Here is an 18,851-nt window from a genome sequence, read left to right on the forward strand (position 1 = left end):
GCGGCGCGTCAGCGCTCGACCTCACCCTTGATGAACTTCTCGACGTTCTCGCGGGCCTCGTCGTCGAAGTACTGCACGGGCGGGGACTTCATGAAGTAGCTCGACGCGGAGAGGATCGGGCCGCCGATGCCGCGGTCCTTGGCGATCTTCGCGGCGCGCAGGGCGTCGATGATGACGCCGGCGGAGTTCGGGGAGTCCCAGACCTCGAGCTTGTACTCGAGGTTCAGCGGGACGTCACCGAAGGCGCGGCCCTCCAGGCGGACGTAGGCCCACTTGCGGTCGTCCAGCCAGGCGACGTAGTCGGACGGGCCGATGTGGACGTTGCCCTCGCCCAGTTCGCGGTCGCGGATCTGGGAGGTGACGGCCTGCGTCTTGGAGATCTTCTTCGACTCGAGGCGGTCGCGCTCGAGCATGTTCTTGAAGTCCATGTTGCCGCCGACGTTCAGCTGCATCGTGCGGTCCAGGATGACGCCCCGGTCCTCGAACAGCTTGGCCATCACACGGTGCGTGATGGTGGCGCCCACCTGGGACTTGATGTCGTCGCCGACGATCGGGACGCCCGCCTCGGTGAACTTGTCCGCCCACTCCTTGGTGCCGGCGATGAAGACCGGAAGGGCGTTGACGAAGGCGACCTTCGCGTCGATGGCGCACTGCGCGTAGAACTTCGCCGCGTCCTCGGAGCCGACGGGCAGGTAGCAGACGAGGACGTCGACCTGCCGGTCCTTGAGGACCTGGACGACGTCGGCCGGCTCCTCGGCGGACTCCTCGATGGTCTCGCGGTAGTACTTGCCGAGGCCGTCGAGGGTGTGGCCGCGCTGCACCGTCACACCGGTGCTGGGTACGTCGCAGATCTTGACGGTGTTGTTCTCGGAGGCGCCGATGGCGTCCGCCAGGTCGAGACCGACCTTCTTGGCGTCCACGTCGAACGCGGCGACGAACTCGACGTCGCTGACGTGGTAGTCGCCGAACTGGACGTGCATCAGGCCCGGCACCCTGGACGCCGGGTCGGCGTCCTTGTAGTACTCGACTCCCTGCACCAGCGATGCGGCGCAGTTGCCCACACCGACGATGGCTACGCGAACCGAACCCATTCCGGTTGCTCCCTGTGTGTACGAGTGAGGCCCTGAGTGGGCTCTCACGTGGCGGTGTCGTCGGGCGTATCCGGACGGGGGTCGCCCCCCGGCCGGGGCAGGCCGCCCGACGCTCCAGATGTGGTGTCACGCGAGGCGGGCTCCCCGGTGGCCGGACCCTTGAGGTCCCGCCCCGCCCGCTCGCTCTCGATCAGCTCGTTCAGCCAGCGCACCTCGCGCTCCACGGACTCCATCCCGTGGCGCTGGAGCTCGAGCGTGTAGTCGTCGAGGCGCTCCCGGGTCCGGGCCAGGGAAGCGCTCATCTTCTCCAGCCGCTCCTCCAGCCGGCTGCGGCGGCCCTCCAGCACGCGCATGCGGACATCGCGTGAGGTTTGCCCGAAGAAGGCGAAACGGGCTGCGAAGGTTTCGTCCTCGTACGCGTCCGGCCCGGTCTGCGAGAGCAGCTGCTCGAAGTGCTCCTTACCCTCCGCCGTCAACCGATAGACGATCTTGGCGCGGCGCCCCGAGAGGGGGGCGGCGAGGGCGTCCTCGGGGGTGTTCCCAGGTTCCTCGATCAGCCAGCCGTTGGCGACCAGCGTCTTGAGGCAGGGGTAGAGCGTCCCGTAGCTGAACGCACGGAACACACCCAGTGATGTGTTGAGCCGTTTGCGCAGCTCATAGCCGTGCATCGGAGATTCGCGGAGCAGGCCGAGTACGGCGAACTCGAGGATCCCGGAACGCCGGCTCATCGTCGCCTCCTCTCGCCGCGGTGCGTATGTATCAGTCCGATGTGTCGGGCCGATGTGTCGAGCTGATGTATCGACTCGATACATCACGACGATAGAACGGCCTTCCGGATGCGACAAGAGGGGGTCGGGTGAACGGGATCACATCACCGATTCGTCCGACGCGAGTTGCCTGATTTGAGGTGAACTTCGGGGCTCGGCAGGTTTTGGCGGTGCGTAGTCTGTGCGCCATGCACATCACCGGGAACCAAGTGACGCCTGAGAGCGTCGTCGTCTTCGGTGTAGTACGGGTGCATGCGGGACCGATGAATGCGGAGCCGACCGCATCCGTACTTCGGGGGGACCGGAAACCAGCCGCCGTTTCCAGGCGCGCAGGGGTGCGCCTGCCCGAGGAGTAGTCGTTCGATGAGCGAGCACCGTCGCAAACCGCCGCAGCCGCAGGGAGGCGGACGTGCCGCGGCCCGACGCGGCCAGTCCGGTTCGTCCCCCGGCCGCCGAGCGGCACCGCGAGGCGCCACCGGGTCTCCGTCCGACTCCTATGGGTCGGACGCCTACGACTCAGGGGGTGAGGAGCGTCAGTACGGCGGCCGTGCCGAGGCCCGCCGTGCGGCGCAGAGAAGTACGGGTGGCGGCCGCCGCAGAGCGGCCGAACCGCCCCGTGGGGGCCGGCGCGCCGCCCCTGCTGGAAGAGGGCGCGTGGCCGCCGTCCCCGACGGGAAGCGGCTGATTGACTACCCGCGGGCCGGAAAGTACGGCTGGCAGCGCTGGCTGCCCTCCTGGAAGCTCGTCTCCGGCCTGTGCATCGGCTTCTTCGGCAGTCTGGTGGCCGTGGCGGGCATCGGCTACGCCATGGTGGGCGTCCCCAATGAGGAGAACGCGGCCGCTCTGTCGCAGAACAACGTCTACCTCTGGGCCGACGGCACCCAGATGGTCGCGGCGGGCAGTGGTCAGAACCGGCAGAACGTCACGATCGACCGGATCCCGAAGGCCATGCAGTGGGCCGTGATCTCGGCCGAGAACAAGAGTTTCTATCAGGACTCCGGTGTCGACCCCATGGGTATCGCCCGGGCTCTGGCGAACATGGCCCGGGGCGGTGACACGCAGGGCGGTTCGACGATCACCCAGCAGTTCGTCAAGAACACCTACCTGAGCCAGGAACAGACGGTCACCCGCAAGTTCAAGGAGATGTTCATCTCCATCAAGGTGGGCACGAAGGTCGACAAGCCGGTGATCCTTCAGGGCTACCTGAACACCTCGTACTACGGCCGAGGCGCCTACGGCATCCAGGCCGCCGCCCAGGCCTACTACGGCAAGGAAGCGAAGGACCTCACGCCGAGTGAGTGCGCCTTCCTCGCCGCTCTGCTCAAGGGGCCGACGTACTACGACCCCGCGGGCAACGACAGCATCGCCGGGGCGACCAAGGACAAGAACCTCAAGCGGTCCAAGGACCGTTGGGGCTGGATCCTCGAGCAGATGCACAACGACAAGAGGATCACGGACGCGGAGTACCAGGAAGCGATCAAGAAGTACCCCATGCCCCAGGACCGCAAGGCGTCCAAGGGCATGACCGGCCAGATCGGGTACCTGGTGGACACGGCCAAGAAGTACGTCCTGAACCACTCCAACATCTCCGAGAAGCAGTTCGACCTGGGCGGCTACCAGATCAAGACGACCTTCGAGAAGAGCAAGGTCGAGGCGCTGGCGAAGGCCGTCAAGAAGGTCGAGAAGGAGAAGCTCGACCCGAAGAACCGCGAGCTGGACAAGCACGTTCAGTTCGGTGCGGCGTCGGTGAAGCCCAAGGACGGCGCGATCGTCGCGCTCTACGGCGGTGCGGGTTACGAGAACGGCCACTTCAACAACAACGCGGACACCTCGGGTGTCCCCGTCGGGTCGACGTGGAAGCCGTTCGTGCTCGCCGCCGCGATGGAGCACGGCACCTACCGGAGCGACGGTCCTCTCTCGCCGCAGAGCAAGTACAACGGCAACGACCATCTCAAGGTCAGGAACAACGACGGCACCTACGTCCTGAAGAAGGACAACACCCCGTTCTTCCAGGAGAACGAGAGCGACCGCCCCTGGGGCTACATCTCCCTGCGTAAGGCGATGGAGCAGTCGGTCAACACCCCGTTCGTGCAGCTCGGCATGGACGTGGGGATGAGGAACGTGCGTGACGTGGCCGAGAAGGCCGGAATCCTGGACGCCAGCTTCGCCACGCTCAACCCGTCGTTCGCGCTCGGTACGTCGACGCCCAGTGCAATCCGCATGGCCGACGCCTACGCGACGTTCGCCGCAGCGGGCAAGCAGGCCGCCCCGTACTCGGTGACCAGCGTCAAGGCCAACGGCCAGGAGGTCGAGGGCTTCGACAAGCCGAGGATCACCCAGGCGATGCCCGAGAACGTGGCCAACAACGTCACGGACACTCTGGAGAACGTCATCCAGAACGGTACGGGCAAGAACGCGCTGGCCCTGGGCCGTACGGCGGCCGGCAAGACCGGTACCACCGACGAGAACAAGTCCGCCTGGTTCGTCGGCTACACCCAGCAGCTGTCGACCTCGGTCGCGATGTTCCGTGAGGATCCCAAGAGCGCCAGGCTGCTCTCCATGAACGGCACGGCGGGTGAGGAGTCCATCCACGGTGGTGACACTCCCACCCAGGTGTGGACCGAGTACATGAAGGCCGCGCTGAAGGGCAAGCCCGACCTCGGCTTCCCGGAGGCCGAGAAGATCGGCGAGATCCAGGACGCGGTGGGTGCTCCGTCGCCGACCCCGACCCCCAGCGTGGAGCCCAGCGAGACAGTGACCGAGTCGCCGAGTGCCACGCCCAGTGAGAGCCCCACGCTTCCGTCGCCCACGCCGAGCGACACCTGCGGATTCTTCGGGTGTGAGGAGGACGGTGGTGCGCAGAACGGCGGCACCGGCAACGGGGGCACTGACGGAGGGGCTTCCACCGAGCCCACGCCCACCGATACGAACCTGGACGGCGGCAACACTAGAGGCAATGGCAACGGAGGCATCTTCGGAGGCCCTGAGGGATAGCCGCCGACAGATCGTCCGGCTTGAGTGTTTCACGTGAAACGCGAGAAGTGTTTCACGTGAAACAAGGGCCGCCGTCCCCTTCGGGTACGGCGGCCCTCGGCGTCTTGCTGGACACGTACGGCAGGATGTGCGGCATGGCCAGTGCAGAATCGACGCAAGCGAGCGTCCATGAGCGGGAGCCGGTGCGGCCGACCAAGGAGGACGAGGTCGCCGCGGCCGGCAGCGAGCTGATCGGCGGCCCACTCGGGCGGCGTGCACTGCTCGGGTCGTCCTGGTGGATTCCCGTGCGGGTGATCGCGTTGGTGGCGATCGGCATGTTCGCCCTCGGCCTGGTCCAGAAGGCGCCCTGCTACAACGGCGCCTGGTTCTTCGGGGCCAGCTCCCAGTACACGCACGCGTGCTATTCGGACATCCCGCACCTCTACCAGGGGCGCGGCTTCGCCGACGGGCTCGTGCCCTACTTCGACAGGCTCCCCGGCGACATGCAATACCTGGAGTACCCGGTGCTCACCGGGGTCTTCATGGAGGTCGCCTCCTGGCTCACGCCCGGCAGCGGCACCATCCAGTACCAGGAGCAGTGGTACTGGATGGTCAACGCCGGAATGCTCATGGTGTGTGCGTCGGTCATCGCCGTCTGCGTGACCCGCACCCACGCCCGGCGTCCCTGGGACGGCCTGCTGGTCGCCCTGGCACCTGCCGCCGCGCTGACGGCGACCATCAACTGGGACCTGCTCGCGGTCGCTCTGACGGCCGCGGCGATGCTGATGTGGTCACGTGGCCGCTCCCTCGCGTTCGGCGTCCTGCTGGGGCTCGCCACGGCCGCCAAGCTCTATCCCTTCCTGCTCCTCGGGCCGCTCATGGTGCTGTGCTGGCGCGCGGGCAGGTGGCGCGAGTTCGGAACTGCTCTGGGGGGCGCGGTCGTCGCCTGGGTCGTCGTGAACGGGCCGGTGATGCTCTTCGCGTTCGAGGGTTGGTCGAAGTTCTACACGTTCAGCCAGGAACGGGGCGTCGACTTCGGCTCCTTCTGGCTGATCATGGCCCAGAACTCGGACGATCCGCTCAGCACCGACACGGTCAACACACTGGCCACGCTGCTGATGCTGGTGAGCTGTGCGGCTGTCGCTGCGCTCGCACTGACCGCTCCGCGCCGCCCGCGGTTCGCCCAGCTCGCCTTCCTGATCGTCGCGGCATTCATCCTCACCAACAAGGTGTACTCGCCGCAGTACGTCCTGTGGCTGGTGCCGCTGGCCGCTCTCGCTCGGCCGAAGTGGCGGGACTTCCTGATCTGGCAGGCCTGCGAGGTGGCGTACTTCCTGGGGATCTGGCTGTACCTCGCGTACACGACCAGCGGAGAAGCGCACAAGGGGCTGCCCACCGACGGCTACCACTGGGCCATCGGCCTGCATCTGCTGGGGACGCTCTACCTGTGCGTGATGGTCGTGCGCGACATCTTCATGCCGGAGCGGGATCCGGTGCGACGGTCGGGCGACGACGACCCCTCGGGCGGTGTCCTTGACGGAGCGGAGGACGTCTTCGTCTTCGGTCCCGCGGCTCGGCCCCGGCGGCACGAGGCCGTCCAGTTCGGGGGACCGCCGGTCGAGTGGGGCAAGCGGGGCGTCACGGGCAGTTCGCTCTGAGCGAACGGCATCAGAGGCCGGCTACAGGAAGCGCGAAGGCCGTACACGGGACACCGTGTACGGCCTTCTTGCTGAATGAACTGCGGTGGTCAGCGGTCCACGATCCGGTCGAACTGCGTGGTGGTGTGCCGCAGATGGGCCACCAGCTCCTCGCCGACCTGCGGTTCGGGCGCGTCCGCCGGCACGAACAGGATGGAGACCTGCATGTGCGGCGGTTCCGCGAACCAGCGCTGCTTGCCGCCCCAGACGAACGGAGAGAGGTTGCGGTTCACCGTCGCGAGGCCGGCGCGGGCGACGCCCTTGGCGCGCGGCATGACGCCGTGCAGCGCCTTGGGGGCCTCCAAGCCCACTCCGTGCGACGTGCCTCCTGCCACGACCACCAGGAAGCCGTCGGAGGCCGCCTTCTGTTGCCGGTAGCCGAAACGGTCGCCCTTGGTGACGCGCGTGACGTCCAGGACCGCGCCGCGGTACTCGGTGGCGTCGTGGTCCCCCAGCCACAGCCTCGTGCCGATGCGGGCGCGGAAGCGGGTCTGCGGGAACTGCTGCTGGAGCCGGGCGAGGTCCTCGGCCTTGAGGTGGCTGACGAACATGGTGTGCAGGGGCAGCCGGGCGGCACGCAGCCGGTCCATCCAGCCGATGACCTCCTCGACGGCGTCCGAGCCGTCGGTACGGTCCAGCGGCAGATGGATGGCGAAGCCCTCCAGGCGGACGTTCTCGATGGCGGCGTGCAGCTGGGCCAGGTCCTGCTCGCTGATGCCGTGCCGCTTCATCGAGGACATCACCTCGATCACCACCCGGGCTCCGACCAGGCCGTACACACCGTCTATCGACGAGACGGAGCGGATGACCCGGTCCGGCAGCGGCACCGGCTCCTCGCCGCGCCGGTACGGCGTGAGCACCAGCAGGTCCCCGCCGAACCAGTCCTTGATCCGGGCGGCCTCGTACGTCGTGCCGACGGCTAGGACGTCCGAGCCCAGACGGGTGGCCTCCTCCGCCAGCCGCTCGTGCCCGAAGCCGTAGCCGTTGCCCTTGCAGACCGGCACGAGGCCCGGGAACTGCTCCTGCACGTGCTTGTGGTGCGCACGCCAGCGCGCGGTGTCGACGTAGAGCGTGAGCGCCATGGCCGGACCTGGAACCTTTCTCGTGGTTGCCGTGTATCGGCGGTTGCCGTGTATCAGAGGTATGGAAGCACTGATCGGGACATCAGCGACGCGACATGTACATGTCGAGTGCCTTGTGCAGCAGCTTGTTCAGCGGGAAGTCCCACTCGCCGAGGTACTCGGCCGCCTGGCCGCCGGTACCCACCTTGAACTGGATCAGACCGAAGAGGTGGTCGGTCTCGTCCAGCGAGTCGGAGATGCCGCGCAGGTCGTAGACGGTGGCGCCGAGCGCGTAGGCATCGCGCAGCATCCGCCACTGCATCGCGTTCGAGGGCCGGACCTCACGGCCGATGTTGTCGGAGGCGCCGTAGGAGTACCAGACGTGCCCGCCGACGATCAGCATCGTCGCGGCCGACAGGTTCACGCCGTTGTGCCGGGCGAAGTACAGCCGCATGCGGTTGGGGTCCTCGGTGTTGAGGGCCGTCCACATGCGCTGGAAGTACGACAGCGGGCGCGGCCGGAAGTGGTCGCGCACGGCCGTGATCTCGTACAGCCGCTGCCATTCCTCGAGGTCCTGGTAGCCGCCCTGGACGACCTCGACGCCCGCCTTCTCGGCCTTCTTGATGTTGCGGCGCCACAGCTGGTTGAAGTTCTTGTGGACCTCTTCCAGGGAACGGTTCGCCAGCGGCACCTGGTAGACGTAGCGGGGCTGCACGTCGCCGAAGCCGGCGCCGCCGTCCTCGCCCTGCTGCCAGCCCATGCGGCGCAGCTTGTCGGCCACCTCGAAGGCGCGCGGCTCGATGTGATCGGCCTCGATGTCACGCAGGCGCTTGACGTCCGGGTTCTGGATGCCCTGCTTGATGGAGGGGGCCTCCCAGCGCCGGATGATCACCGGCGGGCCCATCTTCACGGAGAAGGCGCCCTGCTGCTTCAGGTGCGCCAGCATCGGCTCGATCCAGTCCTGCAGATTCGGCGCGAACCAGTTGATGACCGGGCCCTCGGGCAGGTAGGCGAGGTAGCGCTTGATCTTGGGAAGCTGCCGGTAGAGGACCAGGCCGGCACCGACCATCTCGCCCGTGCGGTCGTCGAACCAGCCGAGGTTCTCGGAGCGCCACTCCGCCTTGACGTCAGCCCAGGCCGGGACCTGCATGTGGCTCGCCGACGGCAGGCTCTGGATGTAGGCCAGATGCTGCTCTCGACTGATGGTCCTCAGGGTCAGGCTCATTTCGGGGCGCTCCTCGGGCTGGTGTGTCCCCATGGGTTCAGGGGCTCCGGCTCTCGCGCGAAGCCTACTGCGCCGTGGGAGCGCGCCGGTTGGGCGTACGGGACCTTCGCCCCGGCCCGAGGCCGGCCGGGGCGTGACCCGGTGTTCAGATGAGGGTGTGTCCTGGCGTCAGCCGATGAGGCCGCCGTGCGCCATGCCCAGGAAGAACCCGACGCCTGATGCGCCCAGGCCGAGGATCAGGCCGAAGCGCTCCCGGGTCGTCTCCGAGATCCACTGGCCGTACGCACCCGTGAGGATGCCCACCAGACCGGCCCAGGAGCTGAGCAGATGCAGGTCCTCGTCGATGATCGCCGTGAGGAACGACGTGAGGCCCAGCACCAGGGTCACCGCGAGCAGGGCGTCCTGGAGGGGATGGGGCTTGCCGTCGGTGGCGAAGAGGCCGCCGGCGGTGTTGGGTCGCAATGCCTGTGCCATAGGGCACCTCCTGCGAAAGTCGGCGCATCGTAGCGCCATACACACCCGATGTGTACAGATTGGCTGCCCTGGAGGCCGGATTTCAACCGCAAGCCGCTGTGCGGGTACTCTGTACCGTCCGCACCGGTGTCTGCCCATGTCATGGCAGGGGCTTCTCGCCAGAAGCCCCGACTGTCAGTGGTGGCCGATACCGTTGCCTACGCATCACAACCCTCCTGCCACGGAACGACCGTGGCCGCTGAGTCCAAAGGAGGTGGGTTTCACATGCGTCACTACGAGGTGATGGTCATCCTCGACCCCGAGGTCGAGGAGCGCGCTGTCTCTCCGCTGATCGAGAACTTCCTCTCTGTCGTCCGTGACGGCGGCGGAAAGGTCGAGAAGGTCGACACCTGGGGCCGTCGTCGTCTCGCGTACGAGATCAAGAAGAAGCCCGAGGGCATCTACTCGGTCATCGACCTGCAGGCCGAGCCTGCGGTCGTCAAGGAGCTCGACCGCCAGATGAACCTGAACGAGTCGGTCCTCCGGACCAAGGTCCTCCGTCCCGAGATGCACTGAGCTTCCACGCTCAGCTGATTCCGGGATTCGAGTAGCAAGCAGCCAGAGCAAACCCGCCGAGAGGTTCCCCCATGGCAGGCGAGACCGTCATCACGGTGGTCGGCAATCTTGTCGACGACCCCGAGCTGCGCTTCACCCCCTCCGGTGCGGCCGTCGCGAAGTTCCGTGTCGCGTCCACTCCCCGCACCTTCGACCGCCAGACGAACGAGTGGAAGGACGGCGAGAGCCTGTTCCTGACCTGCTCGGTCTGGCGTCAGGCGGCGGAGAACGTCGCAGAGTCGCTCCAGCGAGGCATGCGCGTCATCGTGCAGGGCCGGCTGAAGCAGCGGTCCTACGAGGACCGTGAGGGTGTCAAGCGCACGGTCTACGAGCTGGACGTCGAGGAAGTCGGCGCCAGCCTGCGCAACGCCACGGCCAAGGTCACCAAGACCACCGGCCGCGGTGGCCAGGGCGGCTACGGCGGCGGTGGCGGCGGCCAGGGTGGCAGCGGCTGGGGCGGCGGCCCCGGTGGCGGCCAGCAGGGCGGCGGTGCTCCCGCAGACGACCCGTGGGCGACCGGTGCTCCCGCCGGTGGCAACCAGGGCGGTGGCGGCGGCTGGGGTGGAAACTCCGGCGGCAGCGGCGGTGGCGGCGGCTACTCGGACGAGCCCCCCTTCTAGGGCGGGTTCGCACCCAAACTTCTTGATCACACAGGAGATACACCATGGCGAAGCCGCCTGTGCGCAAGCCGAAGAAGAAGGTCTGCGCATTCTGCAAGGACAAGGTCACGTACGTGGACTACAAGGACACGAACATGCTGCGGAAGTTCATTTCCGACCGCGGCAAGATCCGTGCCCGCCGCGTGACCGGCAACTGCACGCAGCACCAGCGTGACGTCGCCACGGCCGTGAAGAACAGCCGTGAGATGGCGCTGCTGCCCTACACCTCCACCGCGCGATAAGGGAAGGGTGACCGACTCATGAAGATCATCCTCACCCACGAGGTCTCCGGCCTCGGTGCCGCGGGCGACGTCGTCGACGTCAAGGACGGTTACGCTCGCAACTACCTGATCCCGCGGAAGTTCGCTATCCGCTGGACCAAGGGTGGCGAGAAGGACGTCGAGCAGATCCGTCGTGCTCGCAAGATCCACGAGATCCAGACCATCGAGCAGGCCAACGCTGTGAAGGCCCAGCTCGAGGGTGTCAAGGTCCGTCTGGCCGTTCGCTCCGGCGACGCCGGTCGTCTCTTCGGTTCCGTCACCCCGGCCGACATCGCTTCCGCGATCAAGGCCTCCGGTGGTCCCGAGGTCGACAAGCGCCGCATCGAGCTCGGCTCGCCGATCAAGACGCTCGGCGCTCACGAGACGTCCGTGCGTCTGCACCCCGAGGTTGCCGCCAAGGTCAACATCGAGGTTGTCGCGGCCTGAGTGCCGCGCTTGCTGAAGCAGTAAGCGATGGGGCCGCACCCTGCGGGGTGCGGCCCCATTCGTGCTTGTTGGGCGCATAGCTGCCGAACGGCGTCCATGTTTCACGTGAAACACCGCGTTCTGTGGAGCACGCCGTGTTTCACGTGAAACAGGCAGCGTTTCACGTGAAACGCTCAGCGGGTCGCGCCCGTTACGATCCAGCGGCCCGAACGGCTGCGGATCCACAGGGTCAGCATCCGCACGGTCATCATGAGCGTCATCGTGGCCCAGAGGGCGGTGAGCCCACCGCCCAGCACGGGGATCAGTAGAGCCACCGGCGTGAACACCGCCAGAGTGAGGAGCATCGCCCAGGCGAGGTAGGGGCCGTCGCCTGCACCCATCAGGACTCCGTCCAGGACGAAGACGATGCCAGAGATCGGCTGGGAGAGGGCGACGATGATCAGGGCGGGCAGCGCCACATCCTTGACCGCCGGGTCACTGGTGAACAGGGGCAGGAAGGCCGGGCGGGTGATGACCACCAGAACGCCAAGGACGACCCCGACGGCGATGCCCCACTCGACCATGCGACGGCACGCGTCCCGGGCGCCCTGGGCGTCACCGGCTCCGAGGTAGCGACCGATGATCGCCTGCCCCGCGATGGCGATGGCGTCGAGGGCGAAGGCCAGCAGACTCCACAGGGAGAGGATGATCTGGTGGGCGGCGATGTCGGCATCCCCGAGACGAGCGGCGACCGCCGTGGCGATCATGAGGATCGCCCTCAGGGAGAGGGTGCGCACCAGCAGGGGCACGCCGGCTTGCGCGGAGGCCCTGATCCCGGCGGCATCGGGACGCAGCGAGGCACCGTGCTTGCGCGCTCCTCGCAGAACCACCACGAGGTAGACCGCGGCCATGCCGCACTGGGCGATGACGGTGCCCCACGCGGAACCGGCGATCCCCAGATCGGCGCCGTACACAAGCCCGGCGTTGAGGGCGCCGTTGGCGACGAAGCCGGCGATAGCGACATAGAGCGGGGTCCTGGTGTCCTGCAGTCCACGCAGGACACCGGTCGCGGCGAGGACGACGAGCATGGCCGGTATGCCGAGCACGGAGATGCGCAGATACGTGATCGCGTAGGGGGCTGCCGCGTCCGAGGCGCCGAAGAGGTCCACGAGGTGGGGTGCTGTCGGCAGGGCGACGGCGACGACGGCGGCGCCGAGGAGCAGGGCCAGCCAGATTCCGTCCATGCCCTGTCGGATGGCGGCCTGGAGGTCGCCCGCTCCGACACGGCGGGCGACCGCTGCCGTCGTGGCGTAGGCGAGGAAGACGAAGATACTCACGGCGGTCATCAGCAGGGCCGAGGCGACGCCGAGACCGGCGAGTTGGGCCGTGCCCAGATGGCCCACGATAGCGGTGTCGGCCATGAGGAAGAGGGGCTCGGCGACGAGGGCGCCGAAGGCCGGCACGGCCAGCGCGACGATCTCTCGGTCGTGCTGTCTCCGGCCGGTTCGGCGGCGCACGGGGGCCTGTGTCATGTGCAGCAATGTAATCGTCCACAGGTAAGAGATGCAAAGCTTTTGTGGTCCTTACTTTCCGTCTTGGCGTGCGCACTGCTGTGCCCTGTTCGAGGCGATCTTGGGCCGGTTGGGAAAGTTTTTCTTCTGCACAGCCGGTGGACGGCAAAGGTGCAGGTCAAAGTGGCTTCCCTCGTGAGGCGTGCGGCTTGTTCACAGGCCTGTCCACCGGGTCGTGCACAGGTTTCGCGGAGTTCTCCACAGCATCTGGGCCGTCGTCCACATGGCCTGTGGATAACCAGATTGGCTGACGGTGCCGAGGGGCCTACGGTAGTGCGGCGCCCGCTCCGTCCGCCGGTTTTCAAAACGCCACAAAACCGGCGCGCGCCAACCGGAGTTGGGCCTCTTATTTGTCAGTGCCGTGCCGTAGAACAGAGGGGCACGGCTAGGTCTGCTTCGGCGGACGGGAGGAGGTGGCTCGGTGAGCATTTCCGAGCCCTTGGACGACCCGTGGGCCGACAGCGGGCCCAGTGATCGTCTGCCGGCCTCCCGCCGACGTGGTGACGGAGCCCGGAGCCGCGACGAACAGCACGAGCGAGGCAGGGACAACGGGGCGTGGGACGGCGGATCGGCCCCGTCGTTCGAGCGGGTTCCCCCGCAGGACATCGACGCCGAGCAGTCCGTCCTCGGCGGCATGCTCCTGTCCAAGGACGCCATCGCCGACGTCGTCGAGATCCTCAAGGGCCACGACTTCTACAAGCCGGCCCACGAGACGATCTACCAGGCCGTCCTCGACGTCTACGCCAAGGGCGAGCCGGCCGACCCCATCACGATCGCGGCCGAGCTCACCAAGCGCGGTGAGATCAACAAGGTCGGCGGGGCCTCGTATCTGCACACCCTCGTCCAGACGGTGCCGACGGCGGCCAACGCGGCGTACTACGCGGAGATCGTCCACGAGCGGGCCGTCCTGCGCCGCCTGGTCGAGGCCGGGACGCGCATCACGCAGATGGGATACGCGGCCGACGACGACGTCGACGAGATCGTCAACCGCGCCCAGGCAGAGGTCTACGCGGTCACCGAGCAGCGCACCAGCGAGGACTACCTGCCGCTCGGCGACATCATGGAGGGCGCGCTCGACGAGATCGAGGCCATTGGCTCGCGCAGCGGCGAGATGACCGGCGTGCCCACCGGGTTCACCGACTTCGACTCGCTCACCAACGGCCTGCACCCCGGGCAGATGATCGTCATCGCGGCTCGTCCCGCCATGGGTAAGTCGACGCTGGCCCTGGACTTCGCCCGGGCCGCGTCGATCAAGCACAACCTGCCGAGCGTCATCTTCTCCCTGGAGATGGGGCGCAACGAGATCGCGATGCGTCTGCTGTCCGCAGAGGCCCGCGTCGCCCTTCACCACATGCGGTCCGGCACCATGACGGACGAGGACTGGACGCGTCTGGCGCGCCGGATGCCCGAGGTTTCGTCCGCGCCCCTTTACATCGACGACTCCCCGAACCTGTCGATGATGGAGATTCGCGCCAAGTGCCGTCGGCTGAAGCAGCGCAACGACATCAGGCTCGTGATCATCGACTATCTCCAGCTGATGCAGTCCGGGGGCTCCAAGCGCTCCGAGAGCCGTCAGCAGGAGGTCTCGGACATGTCCCGAAACCTCAAGCTCCTGGCCAAGGAACTGGAGGTTCCGGTGATCGCGCTCTCCCAGCTCAACCGTGGTCCTGAACAGCGCACGGACAAGAAGCCGATGGTGTCCGACCTACGTGAATCGGGCTCCATCGAGCAGGACGCCGACATGGTGATCCTTCTGCACCGCGAGGACGCGTACGAGAAGGAGTCGCCCCGCGCGGGCGAGGCGGACATCATCGTGGGCAAGCACCGAAACGGCCCGACGGCGACGATCACCGTCGCCTTCCAGGGCCACTACTCCCGGTTCGTGGACATGGCGCAGACCTGATCCGCCCCCACCTCAGCGGCCCTGCCCTGCCTCCGAATGTGCTCGACGAGAGGATGCCGGGCCAGGTGGACTGGTTCCATGACGACATCTCAGGGAGAACTGCTTCCCGATACACGTCGCGCCCTGCTGCACCGCATCGCCGTCGCACAGGCCGAAGGGCGGGCCCCGTCGCTCGTCGCGGCCGTGGTGCGAGACGGGACAACGGTGTGGACCGGCGCACGGACCTCCGTGGAAGGGCACGCGCCGGACGAGAACGTGCAGTACCGGATCGGCTCGATCACCAAGACCTTCACGGCGGTTCTCGTGCTGCGCCTGCGCGACGAGGGCGCTCTGGACCTTGAGGATCCGCTGGAGAAGCATCTCCCGGGCACCGGCGTGGGGAAGGCGACCGTCGCCAAACTCCTCGCGCACACAGGCGGGCTGGCGGCTGAGACGCCGGGGCCGTGGTGGGAGCGGAGCCCAGGATCCTTGCGGCCCGAACTCGACGACGTACTGGGTGAGCGGCCCCTGCTGACCCCGCCCGGCCGACGGTTCCACTACTCGAACCCGGGCTACGCCCTGCTCGGCGCACTCATCGAGAAGCTCCGCGGGGCATCCTGGGAGGACGTCCTTCGGCGTGAAGTGCTCGAACCCCTGGGGCTGCATCGCACGAGCGTGCGGCCGCAGGCGCCCCATGCGGGTGGCTGGGCCGTGCATCCCTGGGCCGATGTGATGCTTCCCGAGCCTGCCGAAGACCTGGGGCGCATGGCGCCGGCCGGTCAACTCTGGTCGACGAGCGGTGACTTGGCGCGGTTCGCGGTCTTCCTGGTCAACGGCGACGAGCGGGTGCTGAGTGCCGAATCACTGCGGGAGATGAGGACACCGGCCGCGCCCCACGAGGCGGCGGACGTGGCGAGCGGCTACGCCTACTGCCTGGGCATGGAGATCCGGCGCCGGAACGGGCGGTCCCTGGTCGGCCATACCGGTTCGCTGCCCGGCTTCCTCGCGTGCCTCATGATCAGCGTCGAGGACGACGTAGCGGCGATCGCCCTGGCCAACGCCACGTCCGGACCGCTGCTGTTCCCTGTCGCCGCCGACCTGGTCCGTATCGTCGCCGAGGCGGAGCCGCGCATCCCCGCGCCGTGGAAGCCGCTGGGAGACGTCGATCCGTCGCTCCTGGAGCTGACGGGACAGTGGTACTGGGGGACGCACGCCTTCGCTCTGCGGATGGCGGCCGACGGGCTCATCTCACTGGGGCCTTTGTCCAGCGGCGGCCGTCGCTCGCGGTTCCGCCCGAACGGCGACGGCACATGGACGGGGCTGGAGGGCTACTACGCCGGAGAGCTCCTGAAGGCCGTACGGCGGCCGGACGGGTCCGTGAGCCATCTGGACCTCGGCTCGTTCGTGTTCACGCGTCAGCCGTACGACGAGGGGGCTCCTGTGCCCGGTGGTGTCGACCCCGAGGGATGGCGCGGCATCGGATAGGCGGTGACGTGCGTGGGCGCTCTGTTTCACGTGAAACAGAGCGCCCACGCACATGGGTCACAGCTGGAGCTTGAAACCCGTGTGAGAGGCCGTGAAGCCGAGTCGCTCGTAGAAGCGGTGGGCATCGGTGCGCGTCCTGTCGGAGGTCAGCTGGACCAACTGGCATCCCTGATCCCGGGATTCGTCGATCGCCCACTCGATGAGCCGTGTTCCCAGCCCGCTGCCGCGCTCGTCCGCGTGGATGCGCACTCCCTCGATGATCGACCTGGTCGCACCGCGTCGCGACAGTCCGGGAATGATCGTGAGTTGGAGCGTGCCGACGACCCGGCCCTCCCGGACCGCCACGACCAGACGCTGGTTCGGGTCGGCGCTGAGCCGCTCCAGTGCGGCCAGGTACGGGGCGAGGTCGTCCGGTGACTCGCGCTGTGCGCCCAGTGGATCGTCCGCGAGCATGGCGACGATCGCGGGGACGTCGTCGGCAACGGCGGCCCGTATCTCAAGATCTCCCATGGACGCACCTTACGCAGAGCCGGCCGGCGCGGTGATGCCGCACGCGGTGATGCGCTGTGCGGAGGCGCTCTAGGCGGGCACCGGAGCCTTCAGTGTCTCCACGACCCGGACCAGCGGAGCCAGCTCGGGGTTCTCAGCCGCTTCATCGAGGGCTTCGCGCAGGGCGGCGTCATTGGTCGGGCGCGCCGCCTCCAGCAGCTCGAGACCCGACTCGGTGACGTTCGTGTAGATGCCGCGGCGGTCGGTGGGGCACAGGTAGCGCTCCAGGAGTCCGCGGTCTTCCAGTCGGGTGACCAGGCGCGTGGTAGCGCTCTGGCTGAGGACGACCGCGTCGGCGACCTGCTTCATCTGCAGATGACCTCCGTCGCCGTCGTGCTGCCGGCTGAGCACGTCCAGCAGGGAGTACTCGCGCGCGCTGAGGTCGTGGCCGGCCTGCAGGGCGCGCTCGATGTGGGACTCGATCCTCCCGTGGAGCAGGGAGAGGGCGCACCAGCTCTGGGCGAGAGCGGTGATCGCGGGGTCCGTCGCTGTCATTGGCGTTTCCTCCGTCCCGGAGCGGCTGACACCCAGGATAGAGCAGAACCGCAATAGACGGCAGTTGCATATAACCCGCGTCTGCAATTATTGTGGACGCACGCAAAGCGCTCCTGCAATCTTCTGGGAAGGTAACCCCTCCATGCCTCTCGCGCTTCTGGCCCTCGCGATCGGGGCCTTCGGGATCGGAACGACGGAATTCGTGATCATGGGCTTGCTGCCCGAGGTCGCGGGCGACTACGGGGTCTCCATCCCCACCGCCGGGTACCTGGTGACCGGCTACGCGCTCGGTGTCATGTTCGGCGCCCCGCTGATGACCGTGCTCGGCACCAAGATCTCCCGCAAGCGGATGCTGATGCTGCTGATGGGCCTGTTCATCGTGGGCAATCTGCTCTCGGCACTCGCTCCGGCCTTCTCCGTGATGCTGATCGGCCGGATCGTCGCCTCGCTGGCCCACGGCGCCTTCTTCGGCATCGGCTCGGTCGTCGCGGCCGACCTCGTCACCCCGGACAAGAAGGCCGGAGCCATCGCGATGATGTTCACCGGTCTGACCGTCGCCAACGTCGTCGGTGTGCCGCTGGGCACGCTCGTCGGGCAGTCCGTCGGCTGGCGGGTGACCTTCGGCATCGTCGCCGCCCTCGGCGTCATCGGCCTGGCCGGAATCGCCCGGCTCGTCCCCGACATGCCCAAGGCGGAGGGCGTGCGCCTGCGACACGAGCTGGCCGCCTTCAAGAACGTGCAGGTGCTGCTCGCGATGGCCATGACCGTCCTCGGCTTCGGCGGTGTCTTCGCGGCCATCACCTACATCGCGCCGATGATGACCCATGTCGCCGGCTTCGCCGACGGCTCCGTCACCTGGCTGCTGGTCCTCTTCGGCCTCGGCATGGTCGGCGGCAACCTCGTCGGCGGCAAGTTCGCCGACCGCGCCCTGATGCCCATGCTGTACGTCTCTCTGGGCGCCCTGGCCGTCGTGCTGGCACTGTTCACCCTCACCGCCCACGACAAGCTGCTGTCGGCGATCACCATCGCGCTGATCGGCGCCCTGGGCTTCGCCACCGTGCCGCCGCTCCAGAAGCGGGTCCTCGACCAGGCGCACGGCGCCCCGACTCTGGCCTCCGCCGTGAACATCGGCGCCTTCAACCTCGGCAACGCGCTGTCCGCCTGGCTCGGCGGCCTCGTGATCGCGGCGGGCCTCGGCTACACCGCGCCCAACTGGGTCGGTGCCGCCCTGGCCGCCGGAGCCCTGGTCCTGGCCTTCCTCTCGGCCGCCCTGGAGCGCCGTGCCGGCGACCCAGGCACTGTCGTCACGGGCTCCGCACCGGCCGAGCAGCGGGCCGCAGCCCACCACTGAGCAACCGGACCACCCAGGACGCAGACGCCCTCGTCGCCGCAGCCCACCGCGCCGTGCTGATCTCCGGTGAGCCAGCACCCGCAAGGCCTACACGGCCCCCCAGCTGAACGCGCCCACTGCCGACCTGGTCGACGCGGTGCATCCCGGGGGCCTCTTCCACACGTTGCCCACCGCGCTCGACCGGCCGCTGCTGTTCATCGCCGGCGGCGGTGCCCCGGAGCAGGACCACGACTTCGCCACGGCCGCCGTGGAGGCCCTCGCCTGACCTGCCCCCTTCAGCGCGACGACGCC

At 67.8% G+C, this 18,851-nt stretch carries 17 protein-coding genes and 1 pseudogene; 10 read left to right on the forward strand and 8 right to left on the reverse strand.

Features of this window, described 5'->3' with window-relative positions:
• Positions 1-8: 8 nt before the first annotated feature.
• Positions 9-1,091, reverse strand: coding sequence for an inositol-3-phosphate synthase (locus G3I77_RS12485; RefSeq protein WP_248503127.1), 1,083 nt, complete (start codon positions 1,089-1,091; stop codon positions 9-11).
• Positions 1,092-1,135: 44 nt separating this feature from the next.
• Positions 1,136-1,819, reverse strand: coding sequence for a PadR family transcriptional regulator (locus tag G3I77_RS12490; protein ID WP_248503128.1), 684 nt, complete (start codon positions 1,817-1,819; stop codon positions 1,136-1,138).
• A 402-nt stretch (positions 1,820-2,221) separates the two neighbouring features.
• On the opposite strand from G3I77_RS12490, the gene G3I77_RS12495 reads away from it, so the two are divergent.
• Positions 2,222-4,852, forward strand: coding sequence for a transglycosylase domain-containing protein (locus tag G3I77_RS12495; protein ID WP_248503130.1), 2,631 nt, complete (start codon positions 2,222-2,224; stop codon positions 4,850-4,852).
• A 125-nt stretch (positions 4,853-4,977) separates the two neighbouring features.
• Positions 4,978-6,489, forward strand: a complete 1,512-nt coding sequence (locus G3I77_RS12500; RefSeq protein WP_248503457.1) for a glycosyltransferase family 87 protein — start codon at positions 4,978-4,980, stop codon at positions 6,487-6,489.
• Positions 6,490-6,578: 89 nt separating this feature from the next.
• Here the strand turns inward: G3I77_RS12500 and G3I77_RS12505 are convergent, their stop codons facing one another.
• The 3 genes from G3I77_RS12505 to G3I77_RS12515 all read right to left on the reverse strand — a co-directional run bounded on the left by G3I77_RS12505 (position 6,579) and on the right by G3I77_RS12515 (position 9,288).
• Entirely contained in the window at positions 6,579-7,610 is a 1,032-nt protein-coding gene (locus G3I77_RS12505; RefSeq protein ID WP_248503132.1) for an alanine racemase, read from the reverse strand.
• An 82-nt stretch (positions 7,611-7,692) separates the two neighbouring features.
• Positions 7,693-8,814, reverse strand: a complete 1,122-nt coding sequence (gene femX / locus G3I77_RS12510) for a peptidoglycan bridge formation glycyltransferase FemA/FemB family protein (RefSeq protein ID WP_248503133.1) — start codon at positions 8,812-8,814, stop codon at positions 7,693-7,695.
• Between the two features lie 168 nt (positions 8,815-8,982).
• Positions 8,983-9,288: a hypothetical protein gene (locus tag G3I77_RS12515; RefSeq protein WP_248503134.1), complete on the reverse strand. Its 306-nt coding sequence runs from the start codon at positions 9,286-9,288 to the stop codon at positions 8,983-8,985.
• Positions 9,289-9,552: 264 nt separating this feature from the next.
• Between G3I77_RS12515 and rpsF the strand changes: the two genes are divergently transcribed.
• From rpsF to rplI, 4 genes are all read left to right on the forward strand, one after another.
• Complete coding sequence (gene rpsF / locus G3I77_RS12520) at positions 9,553-9,843, forward strand: 30S ribosomal protein S6 (RefSeq protein WP_104779105.1); 291 nt, start codon at positions 9,553-9,555, stop codon at positions 9,841-9,843.
• A gap of 71 nt (positions 9,844-9,914) precedes the next feature.
• Positions 9,915-10,502 (forward strand): single-stranded DNA-binding protein, encoded by a 588-nt coding sequence (locus tag G3I77_RS12525; RefSeq protein WP_248503135.1) that lies wholly within the window; start codon positions 9,915-9,917, stop codon positions 10,500-10,502.
• Between the two features lie 44 nt (positions 10,503-10,546).
• A complete protein-coding gene (gene rpsR / locus G3I77_RS12530; protein ID WP_003949403.1) occupies positions 10,547-10,783 on the forward strand; it encodes a 30S ribosomal protein S18 in 237 nt (78 codons plus the stop codon).
• Between the two features lie 18 nt (positions 10,784-10,801).
• Positions 10,802-11,248 carry a 50S ribosomal protein L9 gene (rplI, locus tag G3I77_RS12535; protein ID WP_033309881.1) on the forward strand — a complete coding sequence of 149 codons (447 nt, stop codon included), beginning with the start codon at positions 10,802-10,804 and terminating at the stop codon, positions 11,246-11,248.
• A gap of 173 nt (positions 11,249-11,421) precedes the next feature.
• Here rplI and G3I77_RS12540 read toward each other — a convergent pair whose 3' ends face one another.
• On the reverse strand, positions 11,422-12,759 hold the full coding sequence (locus tag G3I77_RS12540; protein ID WP_248503138.1) for an MATE family efflux transporter: 1,338 nt from the start codon (positions 12,757-12,759) through the stop codon (positions 11,422-11,424).
• A gap of 460 nt (positions 12,760-13,219) precedes the next feature.
• On the opposite strand from G3I77_RS12540, the gene dnaB reads away from it, so the two are divergent.
• Together dnaB and G3I77_RS12550 are read left to right on the forward strand one after the other, a co-directional pair.
• Positions 13,220-14,701: a replicative DNA helicase gene (gene dnaB, locus G3I77_RS12545; RefSeq protein WP_248503142.1), complete on the forward strand. Its 1,482-nt coding sequence runs from the start codon at positions 13,220-13,222 to the stop codon at positions 14,699-14,701.
• 78 nt (positions 14,702-14,779) lie between these two features.
• Entirely contained in the window at positions 14,780-16,165 is a 1,386-nt protein-coding gene (locus tag G3I77_RS12550) for a serine hydrolase (protein ID WP_248503144.1), read from the forward strand.
• A 57-nt stretch (positions 16,166-16,222) separates the two neighbouring features.
• Here the strand turns inward: G3I77_RS12550 and G3I77_RS12555 are convergent, their stop codons facing one another.
• The gene (locus G3I77_RS12555; protein WP_248503146.1) at positions 16,223-16,675 is read right to left on the reverse strand and encodes a GNAT family N-acetyltransferase; all 453 of its coding nucleotides are present in this window, start codon (positions 16,673-16,675) and stop codon (positions 16,223-16,225) included.
• 69 nt (positions 16,676-16,744) lie between these two features.
• Entirely contained in the window at positions 16,745-17,209 is a 465-nt protein-coding gene (locus tag G3I77_RS12560; protein WP_248503148.1) for a MarR family winged helix-turn-helix transcriptional regulator, read from the reverse strand.
• A 142-nt stretch (positions 17,210-17,351) separates the two neighbouring features.
• On the opposite strand from G3I77_RS12560, the gene G3I77_RS12565 reads away from it, so the two are divergent.
• Both G3I77_RS12565 and G3I77_RS12570 read left to right on the forward strand, forming a co-directional pair.
• Positions 17,352-18,560, forward strand: coding sequence for an MFS transporter (locus tag G3I77_RS12565; protein WP_248503150.1), 1,209 nt, complete (start codon positions 17,352-17,354; stop codon positions 18,558-18,560).
• Positions 18,557-18,825: pseudogene (locus tag G3I77_RS12570) on the forward strand (heme-binding protein). Before G3I77_RS12565 ends, G3I77_RS12570 begins: the two are co-directional and overlap by 4 nt.
• The last annotated feature ends 26 nt before the right edge of the window (positions 18,826-18,851 follow it).

It is taken from the genome of Streptomyces sp. D2-8 (assembly GCF_023184515.1).
Taxonomy (GTDB): Bacteria; Actinomycetota; Actinomycetes; order Streptomycetales; family Streptomycetaceae; genus Streptomyces.

Coding starts and splice junctions, on each gene's coding strand:
- G3I77_RS12490 (WP_248503128.1), bottom strand. CDS start 1,819: ATGAGCCGGCGTTCCGGGATCCTCGAGTTCGCCGTACTCGGCCTGCTC.
- rplI (WP_033309881.1), top strand. CDS start 10,802: ATGAAGATCATCCTCACCCACGAGGTCTCCGGCCTCGGTGCCGCGGGC.
- rpsR (WP_003949403.1), top strand. CDS start 10,547: ATGGCGAAGCCGCCTGTGCGCAAGCCGAAGAAGAAGGTCTGCGCATTC.
- G3I77_RS12560 (WP_248503148.1), bottom strand. CDS start 17,209: ATGACAGCGACGGACCCCGCGATCACCGCTCTCGCCCAGAGCTGGTGC.
- femX (WP_248503133.1), bottom strand. CDS start 8,814: ATGAGCCTGACCCTGAGGACCATCAGTCGAGAGCAGCATCTGGCCTAC.
- G3I77_RS12555 (WP_248503146.1), bottom strand. CDS start 16,675: ATGGGAGATCTTGAGATACGGGCCGCCGTTGCCGACGACGTCCCCGCG.
- G3I77_RS12485 (WP_248503127.1), bottom strand. CDS start 1,091: ATGGGTTCGGTTCGCGTAGCCATCGTCGGTGTGGGCAACTGCGCCGCA.
- G3I77_RS12525 (WP_248503135.1), top strand. CDS start 9,915: ATGGCAGGCGAGACCGTCATCACGGTGGTCGGCAATCTTGTCGACGAC.
- G3I77_RS12540 (WP_248503138.1), bottom strand. CDS start 12,759: ATGACACAGGCCCCCGTGCGCCGCCGAACCGGCCGGAGACAGCACGAC.
- G3I77_RS12550 (WP_248503144.1), top strand. CDS start 14,780: ATGACGACATCTCAGGGAGAACTGCTTCCCGATACACGTCGCGCCCTG.
- G3I77_RS12505 (WP_248503132.1), bottom strand. CDS start 7,610: ATGGCGCTCACGCTCTACGTCGACACCGCGCGCTGGCGTGCGCACCAC.
- G3I77_RS12495 (WP_248503130.1), top strand. CDS start 2,222: ATGAGCGAGCACCGTCGCAAACCGCCGCAGCCGCAGGGAGGCGGACGT.
- G3I77_RS12515 (WP_248503134.1), bottom strand. CDS start 9,288: ATGGCACAGGCATTGCGACCCAACACCGCCGGCGGCCTCTTCGCCACC.
- G3I77_RS12500 (WP_248503457.1), top strand. CDS start 4,978: ATGTGCGGCATGGCCAGTGCAGAATCGACGCAAGCGAGCGTCCATGAG.
- G3I77_RS12565 (WP_248503150.1), top strand. CDS start 17,352: ATGCCTCTCGCGCTTCTGGCCCTCGCGATCGGGGCCTTCGGGATCGGA.
- rpsF (WP_104779105.1), top strand. CDS start 9,553: ATGCGTCACTACGAGGTGATGGTCATCCTCGACCCCGAGGTCGAGGAG.